Genomic DNA, 22,402 nt, shown 5'->3' on the forward strand with positions numbered 1-22,402 from the left:
GTCAGACAAGGCGGCGGGTCCCGCTGATACTGGCGTGTATCAGCGGGTTCCGCCAACGCTGTCTGGCGGGAAAAAGACCGGCGCTTGGTAAACATTTAGGTGACACAGTCTACTAGTACCTTGTTGCCGCGAAGCGGCAACAAAAAACAAGAATTTGGGTTGTGGGTTGCAGGTGCAACCCACGTTAGTATAACCATCCGCACATGTACATACACGGCCGCGCACTGTTGGCTGAATTCGTTGTTCACTGTCTTTCGTTGTAGATTTCTATTGATTTATGTGCGCGCATGTAGTATGATAAAATTCGTGAGTGGTAAAAACAGCCGAAAAGGCGGGGCTTGCCCTGCCATTTTTTCGTGTTTTAACCACTATATCTTGTGGTAGACCACAAGATATAGTGGTGTCCCGCCACAAACGGCCATTATCAATTATCAATTGTTACGTCAGGTGGTGTGGAGTGTGAGCCGAAAAGGGATGCGTCTTTGCGCGTGGCCGCTGTTGGCCCTGCTCTTCACCGCCCTGGTGCTGTTTCCGCTCCTCACGCTGCCCGGGCGCCCGGTCGTGGGGTTCGACGTCTCCGAGCCGCTCGCGTCCGGCGCTGGCCCTGTGTTTTATCCGGCGCCGGCGAGCGCCGTCGGCGCCGCCTCTCAGGCGGAGCTCTGCTTTCGGCAGGCGGCCGTTTTTCTCTGCACCGGCTACTTCGCCGCGAATCAAACCGCCCGCGCGCTGCGGCACCGGGTGTCCGCGCTGTGCGCGGCATTGCTGCTGTCCGCCGGGCTCGGCGCCTTTTGTTGGATGCGGCCGGCCCGCGCGGCGCCCCCCGCCAAGCGCCGCCTCCTCCTGGCCCAATTCCTAGGCGGGCACGCGCCGCCCAATCAACGACTATCCTCACGACACCCTCGCTTTCTCCGCGGCCACAGATGGATTGCGGTCCGCTAAAATTTACAGATGAAAGACGTGAATATCATGAGAAGAAAATATCTTTTCCCTCTTGTGCTCGTGGTGACGCTGCTGCTCACCTACGTGGCCTTCTTTGGGTTTGAGCTCTATCCTCTCGATCTGAAAGGCGCGTCGGAGATGCGCTTTGGCATCGACATCCGGGGCGGCGTCGACGTCGCGTTCTACCCGAAAGACCTGAACCGCGCCCCCACCGCAGCGGAGCTGGAGATGGCCCGCACGATCATCGAAACCCGCCTCGACCAGCGAAACATCGTGGATCGCGACGTCACGATCGACAGCGAAAACGGCTATGTCTTCGTGCGTTACCCCTGGCGGGCCGACGAGACTGAATTTGACCCAGGCAAGGCCATCGAGGAACTCGGCAGCATGGCGCAGCTCACGTTCAGAGATCCCGACGGGACCGTCGTCCTCAGCGGCGAGCACGTGGACTCCGCCAACGCGGAATTGGACCAGAGCAGTCAGTCCCTCTCCAACGCCAGTTTTCTCGTGCGCCTGAAACTGAAGCCGGAGGGACGCACGCGCTTTGCCGAGGCCACGGCGCGTCTCGTGAACCAGCAAATCTCCATCTATATGGACGACGCCATGATCTCCTCGCCCACCGTTCAGGAGGCCATCGACTCCGACGAGTGCGTCATCACGGGCAGCTTCACGAGCGCGGACGCCACGCTCCTCGCCAATCAGATCAACTCCGGCGCGCTGCCGTTTGGCATGACGACGAACAACTACAGCGCAATCAGCCCGATCCTCGGCGCCAACGCGCTGGAGGTCATGGTCCTCGCCGGCCTGATCGCGTTCATCCTCATCTGCCTCGCGCTGATCTTCTACTACCGGCTGTCCGGCGTGGTCGCCAGTATCTCGCTGCTGCTTCAGGTAGCGGGCCAGCTCCTGCTCCTGCTGAGTTTCGACCTCACGGTGACGCTGCCCGGCATCGCGGGTATTATCCTGTCCATCGGCATGGGTGTGGACGCCAATATCATCATCGCGGAGCGCATCCGCGAGGAACTGCGCAGCGGTAAATCCATCGCTTCGGCGGTGACGTTCGGTTTCCAGCGCGCCTTCTCGTCGGTGTTCGACGGCAACATCACGGTGCTCATCGTCGCGTTCATCATGCTGTTCTTCGGTTCGGGCGCGATCCTCTCGTTCGCCTACACTTTGCTCTTCGGCATCATCATGAACTTCGTGGCCGGCGTATTGGCGACGCGGCTCATGACTTTCTCGCTCACCCAGTATGCGCCGCTGCGCAAGACAAGCGCCTTCCTCTCCAAGCGCTCCCTTGAGAAGCGTGAGGTCAGGATCTTCCCGTTCTTTGAGAAGCGCAAGATCTATTTCTTCATCTCCGGCGGCATCGCGCTGCTCGGCGTCGTCATGATCTTTGTGAACGGCGTACGGCTCGACATCCAATTCACGGGCGGCTCGATTTTGAAATATACGATGTCGGAGACCGTTACGCTGGATGCGGAGGACGCGGCCGGGGTCGCCTCGGAGGCTCTCGCCGGCCGTCTGGTCACGGCGCAGATCACCACCGACTTCGCCACCGGCGAGAAAAAGCTGGTTCTCAACATGGCGGGCAACCAGACTCTGACCAATGAGGACACCCAGCGCGTCACCGAGGCGCTGCAGACGCGTTACCCGGAACAGGCCTTTGAGATGGCCGAGATCAACAACGTGGCTCCCTTCTTCGGGCAGCGTTTCCTGCAAAACGGCGCCATCGCCATCCTGCTCTCGGCGCTGCTCATCATCTTGTACGTGGCGTTCAGCTTCCGAAAGATCCATGGCCTCTCGGCCGGCATCATGTCGCTGGTTTCACTGTTCCACGACGTCTTCGTCGTGTTCTTCACCTTCGTCATCTTCCGAATCCCCATCGGGGACTCGTTCATCGCCGTGGCGCTGACGATCTTGGGTTATTCGATCAACGACACCATCGTCATCTATGACCGCATCCGTGAAAACACGATGCTGAGCAAGAACGAGCCCGTGGAGAGCCTGGTAAACCGCAGCATCTCGCAGAGCTTCACCCGCTCGCTCTACACAAACCTGGCCGTCTTCGTCAGCGTGGTACTTGTCTACATCTTCGCCGCCGGCAACGGCCTCGACTCCATCATCAGCTTCGCGCTGCCCATGAGCATCGGCACCATCAGCGGCTGCTACTCCACCATCTGCATCGCCGGTCCGCTGTGGACCATGTGGCAGAGGCGCAAAGGCGCCAAAGCCGCGTAAGCGCACGGCGTCTCCCCGCACCCACATGGCTCTTCAAGAGACGGCGTCAGGCTTGCCCGACGCCGTCTCCTATGTCTGGAACCGGAGAGGATCCCGCCGCGCCTGAGTCCTCCCCGACCGTTTTGGGAAAAGACCCCCTTGAACAATAGAGGTTTTGGTGTTATTATGGATAGTAGGGAGGGTTTCTCATCATTTCTGCCGCCGACCGACCGGCGTGCCCATGCGGCGCGGAGGTTGTCCATGCCGAACAACGAGCTCTTGACACCCGCTCCGCCGCCTGTTATGATGTGACCGTGCGAACAACGAACGAATCCGTGTAAATATCCGCCGAAGCTTACTTTTCCCGACATGCTTTTGATACGATATATTAAATGGTATGTCCATGGTTGTATCAAACAAAATGTTATGTCAACTAAAAACGGGGGTAATGTCATGCGAAATGTGTTCGAAAACAATAGTCCGCACGCCCATTTTTCGTGGAAAAATTTGGGAGACATCGAGGAGGGCCGCGGCGATCTCGGCGAGGAAATGCCCGTACTCGTGTATCGTCTGATGCAGTACACCATGTTGGACGTACTGAGCCAGTCCCTCGGCCTAGAAAAAGCGAATGAATTTTTCCGGGCGGCGGGCCATCTCGCAGGCACGGAATACGCCAAAAACACCCTAAATCTGCAACTCGACTTTGACGGTTTTCTTTCGGGCTTGCAGAAGTCTCTCAAAGATCTAAAAATTGGAATTCTGCGCATGGAATCTTTCAATGCGGATACCGGCGCCATCTTGCTGACGATAGGTCAGGATCTGGACTGCAGCGGTCTTCCGGTGACCTATGAAAATGTCTGTGTCTATGACGAGGGATTCCTGTCCGGCATCTTGGAAACGTACACCGGGCGAAAATGCGCCGTTCGAGAAGTGGATTGTTGGGCCAGCGGAGACCGGGTCTGCCGGTTCGAAGCTGTGATGACGGAAACGCCCGCATAAGGAGGTCTCCGAGGCCCGGCATGGCTGAGAAAGAAGCATAGGGTATAGGGAGAGAGACGTGTCGAATCAAAACGCGGATCTTCTGTTCGGTTTCCTGAGAGATATTATCTATAAACCTTCCAGTGCTTCTCTGGATGTGGACCAGCTGGACGATGATTTCCGCGCGCTGGGCGAGGGGCTTATTTATTTTGCCAAATGCATTGAGGAACAGCGCCGTTTCGCGATGGCACTGTCCCGCGGGGAACTGCATATCCCGGTCCCTCCCCCCGACAACATGCTGGCCGCCCCCTTGAAGGCCCTGCACGGCAGCCTGCTTCATCTCACATGGCAGTCTCAGCAGGTGGCCAAAGGGGATTATCAGCAGCGCGTCGATTTCATGGGTGAATTCGCCGAGGCTTTCAATACGATGGTCAAACAGCTCGACGCGCGCGCGCGTTCCATTGAACGGGAAATGGAACTGAACCGGAGCAAGACACAGGCTCTTGAGCAGAGCAACGCCCTGCTCACGAGCCTCACATCCAACGCGCCGCAGATGATCATCGTGATCAGCGACGAGGATGGCAGCACGCTGTTTGAAAACGATTCCGCGAAGGGTCTTCTGCAGACACAGCCGACGCTGATTTCCCGACTGCTGGCGCTCGATGAGAGCGACAAGAGCAACACCCCCGGGTATGATCTGGAAATCGTGCTGGGGAACACGCCCCGGTATTTTTCAGTCGCCTCTTACTCCTTGCACTGGAGCGGGCAAAACGCCACCGCTTTTCTGCTCAACGACGTCAGCACCGACATCCAGCTGTTCAAGAAACTGGAGAGCCACGCCTACTACGACAACTTGACCCTGCTTCACAACCGGTATTACGGCATGCAGCTCTTCCATCAGTGGCTGGGAGAAAATCGGGAATTTATCCTTTGCTTTGCAGACCTGGACAATCTAAAATATGTCAACGACACCTTCGGCCACGCCGAGGGCGACGCTTACATCAAGAAAGCAGCTCATCTGTTGCAGTACACGTTTGAGGACGCTGTCTCTTGCCGTCTGGGCGGCGACGAATTCATGTTACTGATTCCCCACTGCACGGTCGGCGAGGCGGCTCGCCTCATGGAGGCGCTGCGTGTTCATCTGGAAAACGCTCATCAGGACAAGCCCTACCTCAGCAACATCAGTTACGGCATTGTCGAGGTCCGCGCCGACAACGTCCTGCCGGCCGGCGAGCTCCTGAGCATGGCCGACGAAGCCATGTATTTATACAAACGCACGTACAAAAAAACTTTCCATATGCGTTCCCTTTGAGATGTCCTGTCCTTTGTCTCGTCTCATATCTAAGGGTCTGTCGAAAAATAACCTGTACATTTGACTTGCCCTTTTGCGCCCCGGCCGCGTTGCCGGAACCCTTGAATACTACAAGTATTCGCGGAACCCGGCGCCTTGCTGGGACACAAAATTGCTGCGCCAACTGCACACTTTATTTTCCGACAGACCCTAATGTGGGTTGCACCTGCAACCCACAACCCACATTCTTGTTTTTTGTTGCCGCTTCGCGGCAACAAGGTACTATCGTCCATCCGGGCCGCCGTGGAGCGGCCCTTTTTGCGCGGCGGCTCCCTTCGTCAGCGCGCCGTTGAGAGATACCGCTCCTCTTCGCTGAAGAGGCAGCCGCAATACTTTTGCCGGTAGAGGCCCATCTCTCTGGCGGCCTGCTGACCGGCGCGAAAGAGCGGGCGAAAGTCTCGGTAAAGGAAGGCTACGCCGTGGCGGGCCGCCGCCGCCGCCGCCGCGGTCCGCAGCGCTTCGTGGTCCTGGTACGGGCTGATGAGCAAGGTGGTAGAGAAGCTGTCGCACCCATGCGCCGCCGCGCGGCGCGCGGTCTCTTCGAGCCGCACACGGTAGCAGTGAACACACCGGTTCGTCCCATCGGGGCCGACCTCCGCCAAAAAGGCCCGCAATCCGTACTCGCCCTGTTGCACAAGCGCGGCTCCGATCCGGCCCGCGTAGTCGATCAGGGCGTCCCGCCGGCTCCGATACTCCGTGAACGGGTGAATGTTGGGGTTGTACCAGAATAGCGTCGGCTCGATCCCCTCCCCACGCAGCGAGGCCACGCATTGGATCGAACACGGCGCGCAACAGACATGCAGCAGCGTCACGGGCCGTCACCTCCTGTGTCTAAAATGTTAAATTTTCCCTTTTCGTCGCGACGCGAGACCGCCAAATCGGGGCCGCGCCGCAGACCGGTTCGCCGCCGTGCGGGACCTTGCCGATTATTATATCTCACCGGCGCAAAAAGTCAACGTTTTTCGCCCGGCGATTCGGCGCTGCCCGCATGTTGACAGTTTGTGATACAATGGAAAGGGAGTTTGGCAACATACAGTCAGAGCGAAGCGACCGGCGCTCAATCCGGCCTGCTGGGGCGGACTCTGCGCCGGGAGTGAGGAGGAGTGCCCATGTACGACACCATCGCCGCCATTTCCACGGGGCCGGCCACCGGCGCCATCGGCATCGTCCGCCTCAGCGGCGCCGACGCCGTGACCGCCGCCGGTCGGCTCTTTCGCGCCGACAGCGGCCGCGCGTTCGCGGAAGCCCCGGCGCGCCACATGATCGGCGGCGCGCTGTGCGACTTGTCCGGCCGCGTGCTGGACCGCATCCTGGCGGTCGTGTTCCGCGCCCCGGAGAGTTACACGGGGGAGGACATGGTGGAACTCCACTGCCACGGCGCCCTGCCCGTGCTGCAGGAGGCGTTGCGGACCCTCTACGAGCTGGGCGTCCGGCCGGCCCGGCCGGGCGAATTCACCAAACGCGCCTTTTTGTGCGGCCGCATAGACCTGACGCAGGCCGAGGCGGTTGCTGACCTGATCTCGGCCCAGACCGCCGACGCCGCGCGCAACGCCGCCGGGCAGATCGGCGGCGCGATCAGCCGTGAGATCGAAGCGGTCTATGCGTTGGCGACCGACCTCTGTGCACAGTTTCGCGCCGAGGTCGATTTCCCGGAGGAAGACGTCCCTCCTCTGTCCTTGTCGGAGGCCTCGGTCTCTCTGCGGGCGGCGGCGGTCCGGCTGACGGCCCTGGCGGACACCTATGCGCGCGGACGGATCCTGCGCGAGGGGGTGCGGTGCGCGATCATCGGCCGGCCCAATGTGGGCAAATCCTCTCTGCTGAACGCCCTGTTGGGGTTTGACCGGGCCATCGTGACCGACCGGCCCGGTACAACGCGGGACACGCTGGAGGAGTCCGTACACCTGGGCGGCCTGTGGCTGCGCGTCTCCGATACGGCGGGGCTTCACGAGGCGGGCGACGAGATCGAGCGTCTGGGCGTGGCCCGTGCCCGTCTGGCGGCGCAGTCCGCGCAGCTTCTCTTCCTTGTGCTGGACGGGTCCATGCCGATCGCAGACGAAGATCGGGCCGTGATGGACCAGGTGCGGGGCCGGCCCACCGTCGTCGTGGTCAACAAATCCGACCTGCCGGAGTGCATTGAGATGGATGTGCTGGAGGCGGCTTTTCTGCATGTCTGCCGGGTCTGCGCCGCCAGCGGCGACGGACTCACACAACTCGATTCTCTGGTCCGGCGCCTCTTCGAGTTTGGCGCGCCGCCCTGCGACGGCAGCCTGTTGACAAACGCGCGCCATGCCGAGGCGGTGGCCCGCGCCGCCGACGCACTGACCTCGGCCGCCGACGCGCTGGCGGGCGGCATCACCCCCGACGTCGTACTCACGGAGCTGGAGACCGGGCTGGACGCGCTGGGCGAGATCACCGGCCGGCGTATCTCCGAGGACATCATGCACCGCATATTCGAACGCTTCTGCGTAGGCAAATGACGTACGCCGGCGACACGGGTCCACAGCGGACCCATGCCGCTTCGTTTCCATTGACAGCCTCCATACGCGCGGGTATAACGCAATTGATATTGACAATGGACAATTGTCGGCTGTCAGTTCGGTGCTGCAACGGGCAATTTTGCAGAAAAATTCACAGAGAGAAGAGGAGCTGCCATGAAGAAGTTGTTGTGTCTGCTGCTGGCCGGTGCGCTGTTGGCGCTCTCGGCGGCCCCCTCCGCGTTGGCGGCCCATTACACAAACCGCGCCGATGAACTGAGCGATCTGGGTCTCTTCCTCGGCACCGGCGTCGGCTACGCACTGGACCGCGCGCCCACGCGCGCCGAGGCGGCCGCCATCCTCGTGCGGCTGCTTGGGAAAGAGACGGACGCCCTTGCCGGGGTTTACACGCATCCGTTTGAGGATGTACCCACATGGGCCGACGATTATGTCGGGTATCTGTTCTCCCACCAGCTGACAAACGGCGTCAGCGCGACGCGTTTCGCACCGGGGGACGTCTGCAGCGCTCAGATGTTCGCCGCCTTCATCCTGCGCGCCCTCGGTTATTCGGAGGCCGCCGGCGATTTCACCTACAGCGGCGTGCTCGCCTTTGCTGAGGATCTGACGCTGGTGGACGGGCGCCTGCTTCGAGATGAGTTTTGGCGCGATCAGGCGGTCGCCGCCATGTACAACGCGCTGTTCACACGCCGCAAAGGCACCTCCGCCACGCTACTGGAGACCCTCGCGGACGAGGGCGCCATCTCGGCCGACGCCGCCGCCGCGCTGCTCGACAAAGCGGCGCGCCTGCGGGCGCTGAACGCCGCCATCAGCGCCGACCCCGTGATGCGTACCGACGCGGCGGCGCTGAACCTTGAGGCATCGATTACCGTGACGGACAGCACCCCACTGTCACCCTCAAGTGAGAAAATCTTTTCCTCCGGTGTTTCGCGATGGATCTATCGGGCGGGACAGCTTGAGATGGAAAACAGGCTCACCGTCCACCTCGGAGAGAGTGACCCCGCTGCATACGAGACCGCGTACTACATCAAAGACGGTTTCCTCTACCTGGATACGGACGGGACGCGGACCTATACGTCGCAGGATCTCTCCGCATTGTCTCCGGCGCAACCGGAGATGTGGAGGCTGCAGGCCCGCTCCTACCTGGTGGACGATATTGTCCGCACCTCCGCGCCGGAGGGAACGCGCTATACATACGCGACCCAGGCGTTCTCTCTCGACCGGCAATTTGCCCTCACCCTCCAGGCCCTGGACATCGACATAGACACAGCCTCCTTCGACGCGTGGAGCGAGCTCCTTTTCGCCCCCAACGGCGCGCTCCGGGCGATCACCACAGGCGTCACCGTCTACGCGGACAATCTCACCGCCTCATTCTCCGGGACCCAGACCATCACGGCCTACGGCAGCGACGTCGTCGTCGACTTCCCCGATTTCACAAACTGGGGCGAATTCGTCCCAGACCTGGACCCCGACACGGCGCTCCCCCTCGCGTGATCTCTCTCCCGCGGCTTACGGCACAGACGGGCCGATACAAGACGTCAACCATGTCAACCATAAGGCAAGCCAATCATGAGACAAGAAGAAAGAAGGTACAATTTGATGAAAAAGCTCCTGAGTTTGTTGTTGATCGGTGTGTTGCTGGCTCTCGCGGCGGCGCCTTCCGCGCTGGCGGCGCAGTTTACCGACCTCGCCGACGCATTGAACGCCGTGGATCTTTTCCGCGGCACCGGTTCCGGCTACGCGCTGGACCGCGCGCCCACGCGCGCCGAGGCGGCCGCCATCCTTGTGCGGCTGTTGGGCAAGGACGCGGAGGCCCAATCCGGGACCTATACGCACCCGTTCGAGGACGTGCCCGCGTGGGCCGACGGCTATGTCGGGTACCTGTCCGCCCATCAGCTGACCAACGGCGTCAGCGCGACGCACTTTGCGCCGGATGCGACGTGCAGCGCCCAGATGCTGGCCGCCTTCGCCCTGCGCGCCTTGGGCTATTCGGAGGCCGAGGGCGATTTCACCTACGACGGCGTGCTCGCCTTCGCCGAGGAGCTCGGGTTACTCAATGACGACTTGTTGGCAGGCGATTTCCATCGCGACGAGGCGGTCGCCGTCATGTACAACGCGTTGTTCACCCCCCAGAAAGGCGCCGACGTCCCGCTTCTGACGGCCCTCGCGGCCGAGGACGCCGTCCCCGCCGACGCGCCCCTGGTCAGTCAAGCGAAACTGCTCCAGATGCTGAACGACGCCATTGCGGCTGATCCCGTCTCACAGTCCGAGGCGATCTCCGTGGCTGTCACCACGCACGTCCTCACGGAATACTCCGATCCCGAGACGGTGGGACTCGCCGGCGCCACGAGCGTGGAGATCACGAGCGCCGGGAACGTCACCGTCATCTCGAAAGACGGCAAACTGGTGGGCATGGCCCAGGAGATCACAGCGGAGACGCACGGTGAGAGCATCAAGACGCAGGCTTATTGGAAAGACAATGTCATGTACATGGATGTGGGCGGCCAGCGGGTCAAAACGGACCTGTTCGGTCAGGACATCGCAGACAACCTGCCCGACGTTGACTCCGTGACCAATCTGTCCGACCTTTCGCGCGCCCACCTGCCCTCCTATCTGGTGAGCAAGCTGTCCATGACCGCCGACGGGGGTGGCACTCGTTTTTCATTTGCGATCCCGGCGGAGACCATGCAAGAGATCCTTGATGTCGCTCTTCAGTCCGTCTCTTCCATGGCCGTGACGCTGGATCCGGAAGCGGACCCGGAGGAGCTGGAAGCTTCTTTGGCGAAGTTTAACATGGAGATTGGCCCCCTATTGTACGAAATCGCGTTTGACGCGGACGGCAGGCTGAAAGAGATCAACATCGAGCTCACTACGGAGATCCCCAATCTTGGCGGCATGCGCTCCCATCTGCGCAGCACCATCCTCGTCGCGGCCTATGGCGACGCCGTCACCATCGAGTTCCCCGATCTCGCAAATTGGGAGAGCGAGGCCGCGTAACGATGGCAGCCATTCTGTAAACAACGGGCGCCGGTCCGGCCGTATGGCCGCCGGCGCCCATGCCGTTTGTCGGAGCAGGCAGATGGTTCAAGGGTCACCATTCGGGTCCCTTCACAGATCCGGTCTGGCAGGCTGATGTCTCGCGGCTCTTGACATCTTCGATAGGATGTGTATAATATAATTGTTCGCAATTAAATTTGTATCAATCAACAAACTTTTGGAGGTGTCGGTATGAACAGCGTGATTTACGCCACAAAGACGGGCAACACAAAAAAACTCGCGCTTGCCGTGGCAAAGGGCGCGGGCACAGCCGCGCAATCGGTGGAGGAGGCCGGCGCAATCAGCGGCGTTGATACGCTGTTTGTCGGCGCGTCCGTGTACGCAGGCAAGATTGACGAGAAACTGCGCGGTTTTCTCGTCAATCTCACCCCCAATACCGTGAGGCGCGTTGTGGTATTTGGCTCGGCAATGGGTAAGAGGTCCGCGCTCACGGAGATCCGCTCACTGCTCACGGCCAACGGCGTCGCCGTATACGACAAAGAATTTTTCTGCAAAGGGCAGTTCCTGCTTTTCAACCGAAATTGCCCTGACGCCGGCGATTTGGCGAACGCGGAGGCATTCGCGAGAGAAATGGTCGGAGGGCGGTAACTTGAGCGATGAAGGACTCAGGCTGAACAATCAACTATGTTTTCCGCTTTACGCCGCGTCAAAGGCGGTCGTGGCAAGATACACGCCGTTTCTGGATGAAATCGGGCTGACCTATACGCAGTACATCACAATGATGGTACTGTGGGAGATCAAAACGATCGGTGTAAAGGAACTCGGCAAGCGGTTGTATCTTGACTCCGGAACGCTCACGCCCGTGCTGAAGCGGCTTGAAGGCAAAGGGCTGATTACCCGCGAACGCAGTAAAGAAGACGAACGCACGGTAACCATTGGCGTCACAGATCTGGGCAACCAACTCAAAGTGCAGGCGGCGCAAGTGCCGCTGAAAATGGCAGCGTGTATGCCGCTGTCACGCGAGGAGGCGGCGGTCCTGTATGAGCTGCTCTACAAGCTGTTGGAACAATCGGTTCTCCGATTATAACCCGACTATCTTTACCGTGATGTATTACCCGACCTCCCAAAACATCATTGTGGTTTCCTGATTGGCGTAGGCGTAGGCGCGGTTTTTTCGATTCTCGATAATCGCCGCGACGCGCTCAAAGAGAGCGGCCTCGTCGATGACGCCGCTTTCGCTCGCGGCGATTTCAGCTGCTTTCGCGGCGGGGATCAGCGCGCCGTCCCTTGGATTGTCCTTGTTCTTTCGGTTTCCCATTTGTTTCTTCCTTCCGCTGGTATTTTTTCACTATCCCCGCCCCCGTTCAGCACCCGGCCGGGCGGGTAGCCGCAGAGCGTCCCGATCAGTTTGGCGAGAGTTCCCGATATGGTCGTCCGCCTGCCCGCGACAATCTGATAAATATAGTTCGGGCTGACGCCTGTGGAATTGCCATTACGTCAGATACAATCTTTCGCAAAACCGCTTGCCCGTCGCCGTTCGGAACACATTCCGGTATGCAGCCTCAATCGCCGGGCGAGTCATTTCTTCCTCATACATATTCACAAGAAAGTCAGCTTCAAGCAGGAATTTGATAATCCGGCCCGTCAATACCTGTATAGGTGTGGTGGTGTTCAACGAGAAAGACCACACGCTCAACAACCGGCGGCTCGAATCCAAGCCTGCCGAGCATTGCGCGGGCTGCCGCGCCACCCTCACGTTCCTGATACTTGCCCGCGCTGCTTTTGCACTTTTCCAAACTCGGCTTAATGCCGATGTCGTGGACAATGGCGGATGTTTCAAGAATAAACAGCGTATCTTCCGGCAAATTTTCAAGTTCGCCGATTGTCTTGGCGTAGCCGCGGACTTTCAGAAAATGCCCCACTCGGTGAGGAACGCCGCGTTCGTACTCCGTCATCGCGTCAATGAGCCGCGACAGCTTGCTCATAAGCCTTGTCCCTCCAATAATTCAAAGTGGCGCTTGCGGCAGCTGATTACGCGCTCTGCCTTTAATCGCGACATCTCCGCCGACAACGCGCTACGCTCCACCAGCAGCAGCATTGCCCGGTTTCCCTTTCAGAACCTCACGCATTTTCGATGCGAGCATATCGCAGACATCCTGTGGGTGCGTGACCATCAGCATATGCCCTCCCGTATGAAGCGTCACCATTTCTTTGTGCGGCGCGCGGAGTTGCTCGAACACTTTCCGTGTGTATTCCGGCGTGAACAGCCTGTCGCCGCTGTCGGCGACGACGTACAGCGGGCAGCGGACGCTGCCGTCCGTCAGACCGGGGAAACGCGTCGTGAACAGGCTTGCGAGAAAGTGGAGCGAGTAGCGTTTCAGGCACAGCGGATCGCGCTCGAACGGTTCCCAAACCTCCGGCTCCGTGCCGATGCGGGCGCGGTCGAGGTAAAAGCCAAGCGGCAGCTCCAAATCCGGCAGCAGCTTCGCAAGAAGTTTCAGCGCACCCTGAATCGGACGGTACACGCGCCCAAGCCACCTTGGGAAACGCGAAACGGTTATGCTGTCCGGCAATTCCGACAGCAGCACATTGTGCGGGAAGGCCGCCGCGATTCGCCCGTCCTCGGCGGCCAGCGCCACCGCGACAATGCCGCCTTGACTGGAGCCCATCGCGATGACGGGCAATCGGAAACGCTCCAACGCAAATGTCACGGCGTCGCGCCCGTTTTGCACGATGTCACGGAGCGTATAACGTTTCACGTCGCGGGGGCTTTTGCCGTGTCCGACCGGGTGCAGGCCAACGATGGCAAAACCACGCTCCGCGAAGCCGCGCAGCAGCGGCTCGTAGTACAGCGGGTGAACCATCGTCGCGGGAATGAACACAACGGCAGCCTCCGGCGCGGGCGGTTCCCACACGGACAGGACAATCCGCGTACCGCTGGATGTTATGGCGTGTTCCGAGTAAGCTGTTCGTTTCATATCGCTTTCACAGACACCTTCGGAATAGTCGAGGCAAATAAGGGTCTGTCGAAAAATAACCTGTACATTTGACTTGCCCTTTTGCGCCCCGGCCGCGTTGCCGGGACCCTTGAATACTACAAGTATTCGCGGAACCCGGCGCCTTGCCGGAACACAAAATTGCTGCGCCAACTGCACACTTTATTTTCCGACAGACCCTAATTCTGGCTCGCGGAAGCATCGCAGGGCTGCGTTGGGCTTGGGCGGCGTAGCAAATCTCAGCGCTCGCAAGTACAGTTAGCTGTGGACAACTCGTTTTGAGGAAGGAGAAAGCGCCCATATGGAAAATGAAGCGGGGCTGCAAGATCAAACCGTGCAAGCCACGATGCTCCTGCCCGTTTACGGCAGGGCCAAGGCAAGCCGCATGTTCCCGGATATTCTGCGCGACGACGGGGCGATTCGGATTGTCGATAGCATGGATTACGATTTCACGCGAATCAGCAAATCCTATGCCACGGAGTACGGAAGCCTTTGCTGCCTGCTCCGCGCCAAACGGCTCGACGAACGCTGCCTCGCGTACATACGCGAGCATCCGAACGGCACGGTCGTCAACCTCGGTTCCGGGCTTGATACGACGTTTGACCGCGTGGACAACGGTTCCATCCGCTGGTATAACATCGACCTGCCGGATGCTATGGCGTTCCGGCAGCGGTTCATCCCCGCGCCCGAACGTTGCGCCGACGTTGCCAAATCGATGTTCGATTACACATGGCTCGGCGAGGTCGAGACCGCCGACGGCAGCGTGTTTATCCTCGCGGGCGGGCTGTTCTATTATTTTGAGGAGACGCAGGTACGGGGTCTGATTGCCCGCGTGGCAAAACATTTTCCGCGCGGCGAAATCTTCTTTGACGCACAGTCAAAAACAGCGGTTAAAATATCCAACCGCATGGTGCGCAAAGCCGGGAACAAAGGCTCTGAGATGAAGTTTTGGGTAAAGGACGCGCAAAAGCTGAAAAGCTGGTCATCGAACATCCGCAAAGTCGAGGGCGTGCCATTTTGCGGATGTTTGTGGAAGGAAAACCGTTTCAAGCTGCTAACAAGGGTGAATATATGCTTGTTTAACGCGCTGAAAATGGGACAGCTCATCAGCGTCCGATGGGGAGGGTCGTGCTAAAGGGCTTTTTGGCGGAAACCGCGTCCACGCTGCTCTGCATGGCGGCGGCAGTGCTTGCCTGCCTGCTGCTGAAAAACTGGCCGAACGGCGTGAGGCTTGACACAGATCAGCCGCCCATTTCGCCCGAGTCCATGAGTGCAAACGAGATCTCCATGGTCCGGCGTTCGCTGGGGCGGTAGACGGTGGCGGTGATCGTGTCGCCCACCTGAAGGTCGTTCTTGAGCAGATTGATGTCGCTGATGCTGAGTACGGAAGTCCCGTTGATGTGCGTGATGATGTCTCCCACAAGGAGACCCTGACGGGCGGCGTCGCATTTCTCGTCGATCAAGATAACCTGCACGCCCTCTGGATACCCCAGGAAACGCCCCTGGCGCCTCGTGATCGTCTCACCGGAGATGCCGATCGCGGGCCGACCCTTCACGTAGCCGCGGACAATGAGTTCGTCCACAATGGGCTTCACCGTGTTGATCGGAATCGCAAACCCGAGACCTTCCACCATGTAGGTGGAAAAGTAGTCGCTCATGATCTTGGACGAGATGATGCCCACCACTTGACCGTACTCGTTGATCAGCGGCCCGCCCGAATTGCCCGGATTGATCGCACAGTTGGTCTGGAGCATCGTCATCTGGAAATCCTCCATGACAATGTCCCGGCTGATGGCCGAGATGATCCCGTCGGTGACGGTGCTCTGCAGTTCCATGCCCATCGGGTTGCCAATGACCACGGCCGCGTCGCCCACTTCCACCTGGTCGGAGTCCCCAAACTCAGCCGGCGTCAAACCGACGGCGTCGATCTTTAACACCGCCAGATCTGTGCGGGGGTCGACGCGCACCCGCATCACATCGTAGGTCTCGCCGTTGTTCAACACGACGCTGATCGAGGACGCGTCCTGTACGACATGGTTGTTTGTCAGGATGTAGCCGTCCTCCGTCATGACGATACCGGAACCGCTGGACATGTCGCCAAGACTTCCGTATTGGGCCAGCACACCCACCACGGAGTCCAGATTCTTTTTGACGATCTGACTGATGGTCAGCGTCGTGCCCTCTTGGGGCGGAGCCTTCGTGACGGGGATGATGTCAAGCTGCGTGGATCCGCTGGCATCCAGCGGTTCGGAGCCTCTGTCCGCCGACGTGCCCGGCGGGTCGTTCACCGGCGGCTCCGGCACGGGGACCGGCGTGGAAGCGGGCGAACCATCCGGTCGGACTACCCCCGGCCGGTCGTAAAACAGCTGGTACCCGCCTTCGGGCAACGCCTCTAATCGGATGTTGAGTGAGCGGAGGTGCATAAACATCCCCCCCGTCAGCAGCAGCGCCGCGATCAACAGCAACACCAGCGGTACGCTCCCGCGCCGTTTTGGGGCGGCGCCCCGCGCGCACGCTGCCGCCGGAGCGAACCTGTCGTCCGCCGGCCATGGCTCCGTGGGCGCGGCGGTATAATGATTTGCCGGCTCCGCGGATATCTCGGAGAGACGCCCGTCGTCCGCCGGCCACGGCTCCATGGGCGCGGCAGCATAACTTGCCGGCTCTGCGGACACCTCGGGAAGACGCTCGTCGTCCGCCGGGTCCGCAGACGCCTCGGGGGGGCGCCCGTCCCACACAGGCGGCGCGGCGGGGTCTCCGGATTTATACTGTTCCCGGCCGTTCTCGTCGTACTCAGGGCCGTAAGACATGCGCATTTCCTCCCTATCTCGCACCCCAAAAACTCCGCGCTCGGCACAGCGCCGGATCTGAGATGGCATATATGGAAATATTTTACAAATATGAGTGTCAAACAACGCGCCCGTCAGCGCTTGGCCTCGGAGAGTGTGAACGCGAAGGAGGTGAGGCCGCCCTCACTGGTCACGGAGATTTTCTCCCCCATGTTGCTCAGGATTGTCCGCACAATGTACAGCCCCAACCCCAGACTGGCGCGGTCCACGCCGCGCGACTTGTCGGCCTTGTGGAACCGCTCGAATATATAGGGGATGTCCTCCGGCGGGATCATCGGCCCCTCGTTGTAAACGGTGACAAAGAGCCGCCCGCTTCGCTTCGCGAGAGAGACGCCCAACACCCCGCCGGCCGCGCCATACTTCACGGCGTTGTCGAGCAGGTTGTAGACCACCTGCGTGACGGCGTCCTGATTGCTCATCACCATGACGGCCTCGTCGGAGATATCGGTCTCGACGATCATCTCCTTGGCTTCGATGGCGCTCTCAAACGACAGCAGCACGCGGCGCAGCACTTCCGTGACGTCAAACGCCCGCGCGGCCGGCATCTGGCCGGCTTGGAGCCGCGCGATGTCCAACATTTGTGAGACAAGCCGCGACAGCCGCAGCACCTCGCCGCGGATGGCCCGCAGATAATCCTTCTGTTTCTCCTCGGGGATGGTGCCGTCCAGAATGCCGTTCACAAACCCGGAGATCGTCGTCATCGGCGTTTTGAGCTCGTGAGACACATTGGCGATAAACCCGGAACGCAACTCGTCGGACTTTTGCAGCGCGTCAGCCATGGCGTTGAAAGCGACGGCCAGCTCATCGATCTCCTCGGAACGGTTGCGGGTGGGCACCCGGATGGAAAAATCGCCCTGCGCAAAACTCTGGGCGGCGTGACCCATGATCTTCAGCGGACGCGTCATCCGCCTCGAGGACCAGGCGGTGGAGAGGAAGGCAAACAGCACGACGCCCATCGCGGCCAACACAAAGATACGGGCAAAGTCCGACAGCAGACTCTCATGGGACAGAGAAGCGGCCGTCACCAGCACATAGCCGGCCGTGCGGCCGAAGGGAGTGCGGATCACCCGCCCCGACGAGACGCGGACGTCGTCAAACAAACTGTTCAGAGCCGTCGGCCCCAGCGCCTGCCCCGCGTCGATCTTCCGCAGTACCTCCGACGGCACCACGCGGCCCGTATGGCTGCAGTACAGATCGGAACAGGCGACGACCCGGCCGTTTTCGTTGAGCGCGAGGATCGTCGCGCCGGCGCTCTGGCTGAAGAGATGGATGGAAATGTGATAGTTCGGATTCAACTCAAGCCTGCTGCCGTAGACATAGGTCGCGCTGTAATCCGAGAGCATGTCGGCGGCCATGTCCATCTGGTCGCGGCGCTCCTGCGTCACATACCCGGAGGCAACGCTGATAAAAGTAATCCCCAGCATCAAAAAACTCAGGAAGATAACGACCGCACTGGCCAGAAAGGACTTAAAAAATGCGCTTCTCATTCTCCGAGCGCCTCAAATTTGTAGCCCACACCCCAGACGGTCTTGAGAGACCAGCGGTCGCTGACGCCCTCCAGCTTTTCCCGCAGCCGCTTGACGTGCACATCCACCGTGCGGGAATCCCCAAAATAATCAAAACCCCAGACTTCGTCCAACAGCTGATTTCTCGTGAATACGCGGTTGGGCGAGGAGGCCAGATGAAACAGCAGTTCGAGCTCTTTGGGCGGCGTGTCAACGACCCTCTCCCGCACGGTGAGCGTGTAAGAGTCCATATCGATGACGAGCTGGTCGAACCCAAGCCGCCGGGCCGCGTCGGTGGCTTGGCCGTAACGCCGCATCACGGCGTGGATGCGCGCCAGCACCTCTTTCATCTCGAAGGGTTTCACGATATAGTCGTCGGCGCCCATCTCAAGACCGGAGACCTTGTCGTAGGTCTCGCCCTTGGCGGTGAGCATGATGATGGGCACTTTTGACTCCGTGCGGATCTCCCGGCAGAGCGCCCAGCCGTCCATCACGGGCAGCATGATATCGAGCAACACAAGATCGGGCGGGTTTTGACGAAACGCCACGAGCCCCGCGCCGCCGTCGGCCGCCGCCTCCACGGAAAATCCGTCTTTTTCGAGGTACAGCCGCAGAAGCTGGCTGATGTTGGCCTCGTCCTCCACAATGAGCACCCGTTTGGCCATCCGCTCCATGTCCCCCTCTCCGTCCGCCGCGCGGCCTCCGTGCCGCACTCTACCCTTCATTATACAGCAAACGCTGCCTTTTGCGTGAATAATCTGTGAAGAAAACACGCTATCTCCGCGCGGCGACGAAATACGCGCCAGGGCACCTTGACAAATCTCCGCGCGGACCGTTACAATAAATGCAACACCCAAATGGGACGCTCTCCGGCGCGCCCACAAAAATCAGACAGAGAGGGAGAGATCTGTGTCCGAACGGATCATCGCGCCCCGCGGTACCCACGACATTTTGCCCGACGAGACGGAAAGATGGCAAAAATTGGAAAGTTCGATCCGCGCGGTGACACGCGCTTTCGCGTTTCGGGAAATCCGCTTTCCCACCTTTGAGCACACCGAATTGTTCCTGCGCGGCGTGGGGGAGACAACGGACGTGGTCCAAAAGGAGATGTACACCTTTGAGGACAAGGGCGGACGCTCCATCACGCTGCGCCCGGAGGGCACCGCGTCCGTCGTGCGCGCCTTCGTCGAGCATGCGCTGCACGCCGGCGCCCTGCCGCTCAAGGTCTATTACATCGCCCCAAACTTCCGCTACGAGAAGCCGCAGGCCGGGCGGCTTCGCGAACACCACCAGTTCGGGGTCGAGTGTTTCGGGCCGTCGCTGCCCTCCGCCGACGCCGAGGTCATCGCGCTGGAGGATGCGCTGCTGAAGACGCTGGGGCTGCGCGACATCACGCTGCACCTTGGGTCCATCGGCTGTCCGGTGTGCCGGCCCGCCTATCTCGACGCGTTGCGCGCCTATCTCGCGACGCGCCTGGACGCGCTCTGTCCCACCTGCCAGGACCGTCTGACGCGCAACCCCCTGCGCGTGCTGGACTGCAAAAACGCCGCCTGCATCGAGGCCGCGCGGGGTGCGCCGGTCATGCTGGACGCCCTGTGCGACGACTGTGAGACGCATCTGCGCGCGGTCCGAAACGAACTTGGCGCGCTCTCCCTCCCCTATGTGATCGATCCGAGCCTCGTGCGCGGGCTCGACTACTACACCCGCACGGTGTTTGAGTTCACCACCGATTGCATCGGCGCCCAAAGCACTGTCTGCGGCGGCGGCCGGTACGACAATCTGGTCGCGCAGCTCGGGGGACCGCCCACGCCGGCGCTGGGTTTCGGCTCCGGTCTGGAGCGGCTGCTGCTGGTCATGGAGACGCAGGGCGTGCTGCCGCCGTCGTCCGCCGGCTGCGACCTCTGCCTCGCCGTGGCCGGCGACAGTCTCACCCTCTTCGCCGCCGAACTGCTAAACGACTTGCGCCGTCTCGGCCTCTCTGCCGAGCGGGACCTGATGGGCCGGTCGCTGAAGGCACAGATGAAGGCCGCCAACCGCCTGGGCGCGCGCGCCGTCCTGGTGCTGGGAGACGACGAGCGCGCGCGTGGCACGGGCCTGCTGAAAGACATGACCACCGGAGAGACATACCCCTGCGCGCTGACGCCGGACGGCATCCGGGATGTCTTTTTGACGCTCCCCGCGCCGGAAACACGGGCGGAGACGCCCGCCAAGGGAGGAACACACGAATGAGTTATCACCGCACCGACTACTGCGGGGCGCTGCGGCCGGCGGACGCCGGACGCAGCGTCACCCTCTGCGGCTGGGCGCAGGGACGCCGAAATCTGGGCGGATTGTTGTTTGTCGACCTGCGCGACCGCTCCGGTCTCATGCAGTGCGTTTTCAGCGAGGAGGCGGACCGCGCGCTCTTTGAACAGGCCGAGACGATTCGAAACGAATACGTGCTCTGTGTGACGGGTGTGCTCGCCCGCCGGGCGCCGGAGGCCGTGAACCCCGACCGACCCACCGGGTCCGTCGAGGTACGCGCCGAGACGCTGACGATCCTATCGAAGGCCGCAACGCCGCCCTTCGAGATCGAGGAGGAGACGCAGGTGGGCGAGGCGTTGCGGCTGAAGTACCGTTACCTGGATCTGCGCCGCCCGAAACTGCAGCGGCATCTCATGCTGCGCCACCGCGCCGCCCAGGCGGCGCGCCGTTTCTTTGACGAGGAGGGTTTTCTGGAGATCGAGACGCCCATGCTCACAAAATCCACGCCGGAGGGCGCGCGCGACTACCTCGTACCGTCCCGCGTGCACCCGGGCATGTTCTATGCCCTGCCGCAGTCGCCGCAGCAGTACAAGCAGCTGTTGATGCTGGCTGGATTTGATAAATACTTCCAGCTCGCCCGCTGTTTCCGCGACGAGGACCTGCGCGCGGACCGGCAGCCGGACTTCACGCAGATCGACATTGAGATGTCGTTTGTGGATGTGGAAGATGTGCTCTCCGTCAACGAGCGGTTCATCGCCTATCTGTTCAAAGAGGTGCTGGACGTGGACGTGCCGCTGCCGCTGCCGCGCATCCCCCACCGGGAGGCCATGCGCCGTTTCGGGTCGGACAAGCCGGACCTGCGCGTCGGCTATGAGCTGGTCGACGTCACCGACATCGCCAAGGGCTGCGGTTTCAAGGTGTTCTCCTCGGCCGCCGCGACCGGCGGGGTACATCTCATCAACATGACGGGTTGCGCCGGGAAGTTCACGCGCCGTGACATCGACGCGCTGTCCCTCTGGGTCAAGGACTATCGGGTGGGCGGACTGGCCTGGGCGCGCCTGCTCGGCGGCGAGATGACCTCGTCCTTCGGGAAGTTCCTGACGGACGCGGAGATGGCGTCCATCCTTGCCCGCGCGGGGGCGCAGGACGGCGATCTGCTGTTCATTGTCGGGGACCCAAACGAGACGCGCGCGCTGACCGCGCTGGGCGCGTTGCGGCTGGAGTGCGCCCGGCGGCTCGGCCTGCTGCGCAAGGACGATTTTAAATTTCTGTGGGTGACGGAATTTCCGCTGTTTGAGTACAGCGAGGAGGAAAACCGCTACGTGGCCTGCCACCACCCCTTCACGGCGCCGATGGACGAGGACCTGCCGCTGCTGACCGCGGGCGAGCTGGGCCGCGTGCGCTCCAAGGCGTATGACATGGTGCTCTCCGGCACGGAGCTCTCGTCCGGCTCCATCCGCATCTTTGACACGCAGGCACAGGCCAATATGTTCTCCGCGCTGGGTTTCACGCGGGCACAGGCCGAGGCTCGCTTCGGACATCTGCTGACCGCCTTCCAATACGGCGTCCCCCCCCACGGCGGTCTCGCCTTCGGCTTCGACCGCATCGTCATGCTCATGACCGGCGCCGACTCCCTCCGGGATGTGATCGCTTTCCCGAAGGTACAAAACGCCTCCGAGCTGATGACCGCCTGCCCCTCGCCCGTGGACGAACACCAGCTCCATGACCTCCACATCCGCCCGGCCGACCCGTCTCCCGCCGAGGAGGCGTGAGGTAGACTCGGCGGATAGAAAATTTTCCTTGACGGATACAGCCTTGTGCTGTATATTAACTTTGG

Annotated in this window: 18 protein-coding genes and 1 pseudogene; 12 read left to right on the forward strand and 7 right to left on the reverse strand. The window is 60.9% G+C overall.

The genetic code is table 11. The features are described from left to right. Positions 1-459 precede the first annotated feature (459 nt). The 4 genes from LBK75_09445 (at position 460) to LBK75_09460 (ending at position 5,446) form a co-directional block, all read left to right on the forward strand. Positions 460-939, forward strand: coding sequence for a hypothetical protein (locus tag LBK75_09445; GenBank protein ID MDR1158505.1), 480 nt, complete (start codon positions 460-462; stop codon positions 937-939). 27 nt (positions 940-966) lie between these two features. After that, entirely contained in the window at positions 967-3,177 is a 2,211-nt protein-coding gene (secD, locus tag LBK75_09450) for a protein translocase subunit SecD (protein ID MDR1158506.1), read from the forward strand. Positions 3,178-3,609: 432 nt separating this feature from the next. Then, on the forward strand, positions 3,610-4,155 hold the full coding sequence (locus LBK75_09455) for a 4-vinyl reductase (protein ID MDR1158507.1): 546 nt from the start codon (positions 3,610-3,612) through the stop codon (positions 4,153-4,155). 58 nt (positions 4,156-4,213) lie between these two features. Beyond that, entirely contained in the window at positions 4,214-5,446 is a 1,233-nt protein-coding gene (locus LBK75_09460; protein MDR1158508.1) for a diguanylate cyclase, read from the forward strand. Positions 5,447-5,763: 317 nt separating this feature from the next. On the opposite strand, the gene LBK75_09465 is transcribed toward LBK75_09460, so the two are convergent. Next, complete coding sequence (locus tag LBK75_09465; GenBank protein ID MDR1158509.1) at positions 5,764-6,297, reverse strand: epoxyqueuosine reductase QueH; 534 nt, start codon at positions 6,295-6,297, stop codon at positions 5,764-5,766. 297 nt (positions 6,298-6,594) lie between these two features. On the opposite strand from LBK75_09465, the gene mnmE reads away from it, so the two are divergent. From mnmE to LBK75_09490, 5 genes are all read left to right on the forward strand, one after another. Beyond that, positions 6,595-7,962 (forward strand): tRNA uridine-5-carboxymethylaminomethyl(34) synthesis GTPase MnmE, encoded by a 1,368-nt coding sequence (gene mnmE / locus LBK75_09470; protein ID MDR1158510.1) that lies wholly within the window; start codon positions 6,595-6,597, stop codon positions 7,960-7,962. Positions 7,963-8,136: 174 nt separating this feature from the next. Next, the gene (locus LBK75_09475; GenBank protein ID MDR1158511.1) at positions 8,137-9,471 is read left to right on the forward strand and encodes a hypothetical protein; all 1,335 of its coding nucleotides are present in this window, start codon (positions 8,137-8,139) and stop codon (positions 9,469-9,471) included. A 105-nt stretch (positions 9,472-9,576) separates the two neighbouring features. After that, the gene (locus tag LBK75_09480) at positions 9,577-10,974 is read left to right on the forward strand and encodes a hypothetical protein (GenBank protein MDR1158512.1); all 1,398 of its coding nucleotides are present in this window, start codon (positions 9,577-9,579) and stop codon (positions 10,972-10,974) included. A 231-nt stretch (positions 10,975-11,205) separates the two neighbouring features. Next, positions 11,206-11,622: a flavodoxin gene (locus tag LBK75_09485; GenBank protein ID MDR1158513.1), complete on the forward strand. Its 417-nt coding sequence runs from the start codon at positions 11,206-11,208 to the stop codon at positions 11,620-11,622. 1 nt (position 11,623) lies between these two features. Continuing rightward, positions 11,624-12,061 carry a MarR family transcriptional regulator gene (locus tag LBK75_09490; GenBank protein MDR1158514.1) on the forward strand — a complete coding sequence of 146 codons (438 nt, stop codon included), beginning with the start codon at positions 11,624-11,626 and terminating at the stop codon, positions 12,059-12,061. Positions 12,062-12,085: 24 nt separating this feature from the next. On the opposite strand, the gene LBK75_09495 is transcribed toward LBK75_09490, so the two are convergent. The 3 genes and pseudogenes from LBK75_09495 to LBK75_09505 all read right to left on the reverse strand — a co-directional run bounded on the left by LBK75_09495 (position 12,086) and on the right by LBK75_09505 (position 13,952). Continuing rightward, entirely contained in the window at positions 12,086-12,292 is a 207-nt protein-coding gene (locus LBK75_09495; protein ID MDR1158515.1) for a hypothetical protein, read from the reverse strand. Between the two features lie 174 nt (positions 12,293-12,466). Continuing rightward, positions 12,467-12,959: pseudogene (locus LBK75_09500) on the reverse strand (HD domain-containing protein). 90 nt (positions 12,960-13,049) lie between these two features. Next, positions 13,050-13,952, reverse strand: a complete 903-nt coding sequence (locus LBK75_09505; GenBank protein ID MDR1158516.1) for a lysophospholipase — start codon at positions 13,950-13,952, stop codon at positions 13,050-13,052. A 319-nt stretch (positions 13,953-14,271) separates the two neighbouring features. Here LBK75_09505 and LBK75_09510 point away from each other — a divergent pair, with 319 nt between their 5' ends. Beyond that, positions 14,272-15,105: a class I SAM-dependent methyltransferase gene (locus tag LBK75_09510; protein MDR1158517.1), complete on the forward strand. Its 834-nt coding sequence runs from the start codon at positions 14,272-14,274 to the stop codon at positions 15,103-15,105. A gap of 106 nt (positions 15,106-15,211) precedes the next feature. Here the strand turns inward: LBK75_09510 and LBK75_09515 are convergent, their stop codons facing one another. The 3 genes from LBK75_09515 to LBK75_09525 all read right to left on the reverse strand — a co-directional run bounded on the left by LBK75_09515 (position 15,212) and on the right by LBK75_09525 (position 18,986). Further along, the gene (locus LBK75_09515) at positions 15,212-16,777 is read right to left on the reverse strand and encodes a S1C family serine protease (GenBank protein ID MDR1158518.1); all 1,566 of its coding nucleotides are present in this window, start codon (positions 16,775-16,777) and stop codon (positions 15,212-15,214) included. A gap of 113 nt (positions 16,778-16,890) precedes the next feature. After that, the gene (locus LBK75_09520; protein ID MDR1158519.1) at positions 16,891-18,303 is read right to left on the reverse strand and encodes a HAMP domain-containing histidine kinase; all 1,413 of its coding nucleotides are present in this window, start codon (positions 18,301-18,303) and stop codon (positions 16,891-16,893) included. Then, positions 18,300-18,986 carry a response regulator transcription factor gene (locus tag LBK75_09525; GenBank protein MDR1158520.1) on the reverse strand — a complete coding sequence of 229 codons (687 nt, stop codon included), beginning with the start codon at positions 18,984-18,986 and terminating at the stop codon, positions 18,300-18,302. The genes LBK75_09520 and LBK75_09525 overlap by 4 nt, the downstream gene beginning before the upstream one ends. A 244-nt stretch (positions 18,987-19,230) precedes the next feature. Here LBK75_09525 and hisS point away from each other — a divergent pair, with 244 nt between their 5' ends. Beyond that, positions 19,231-20,550, forward strand: coding sequence for a histidine--tRNA ligase (gene hisS / locus LBK75_09530; GenBank protein MDR1158521.1), 1,320 nt, complete (start codon positions 19,231-19,233; stop codon positions 20,548-20,550). Then, positions 20,547-22,337 carry an aspartate--tRNA ligase gene (gene aspS / locus LBK75_09535; GenBank protein ID MDR1158522.1) on the forward strand — a complete coding sequence of 597 codons (1,791 nt, stop codon included), beginning with the start codon at positions 20,547-20,549 and terminating at the stop codon, positions 22,335-22,337. Before hisS ends, aspS begins: the two co-directional genes overlap by 4 nt. Positions 22,338-22,402: the final 65 nt, after the last annotated feature.

The sequence above is a fragment of the Oscillospiraceae bacterium genome (genome assembly GCA_031265355.1).
In the GTDB taxonomy this organism is placed as follows: Bacteria; Bacillota; Clostridia; order Oscillospirales; family UBA929; genus JAIRTA01.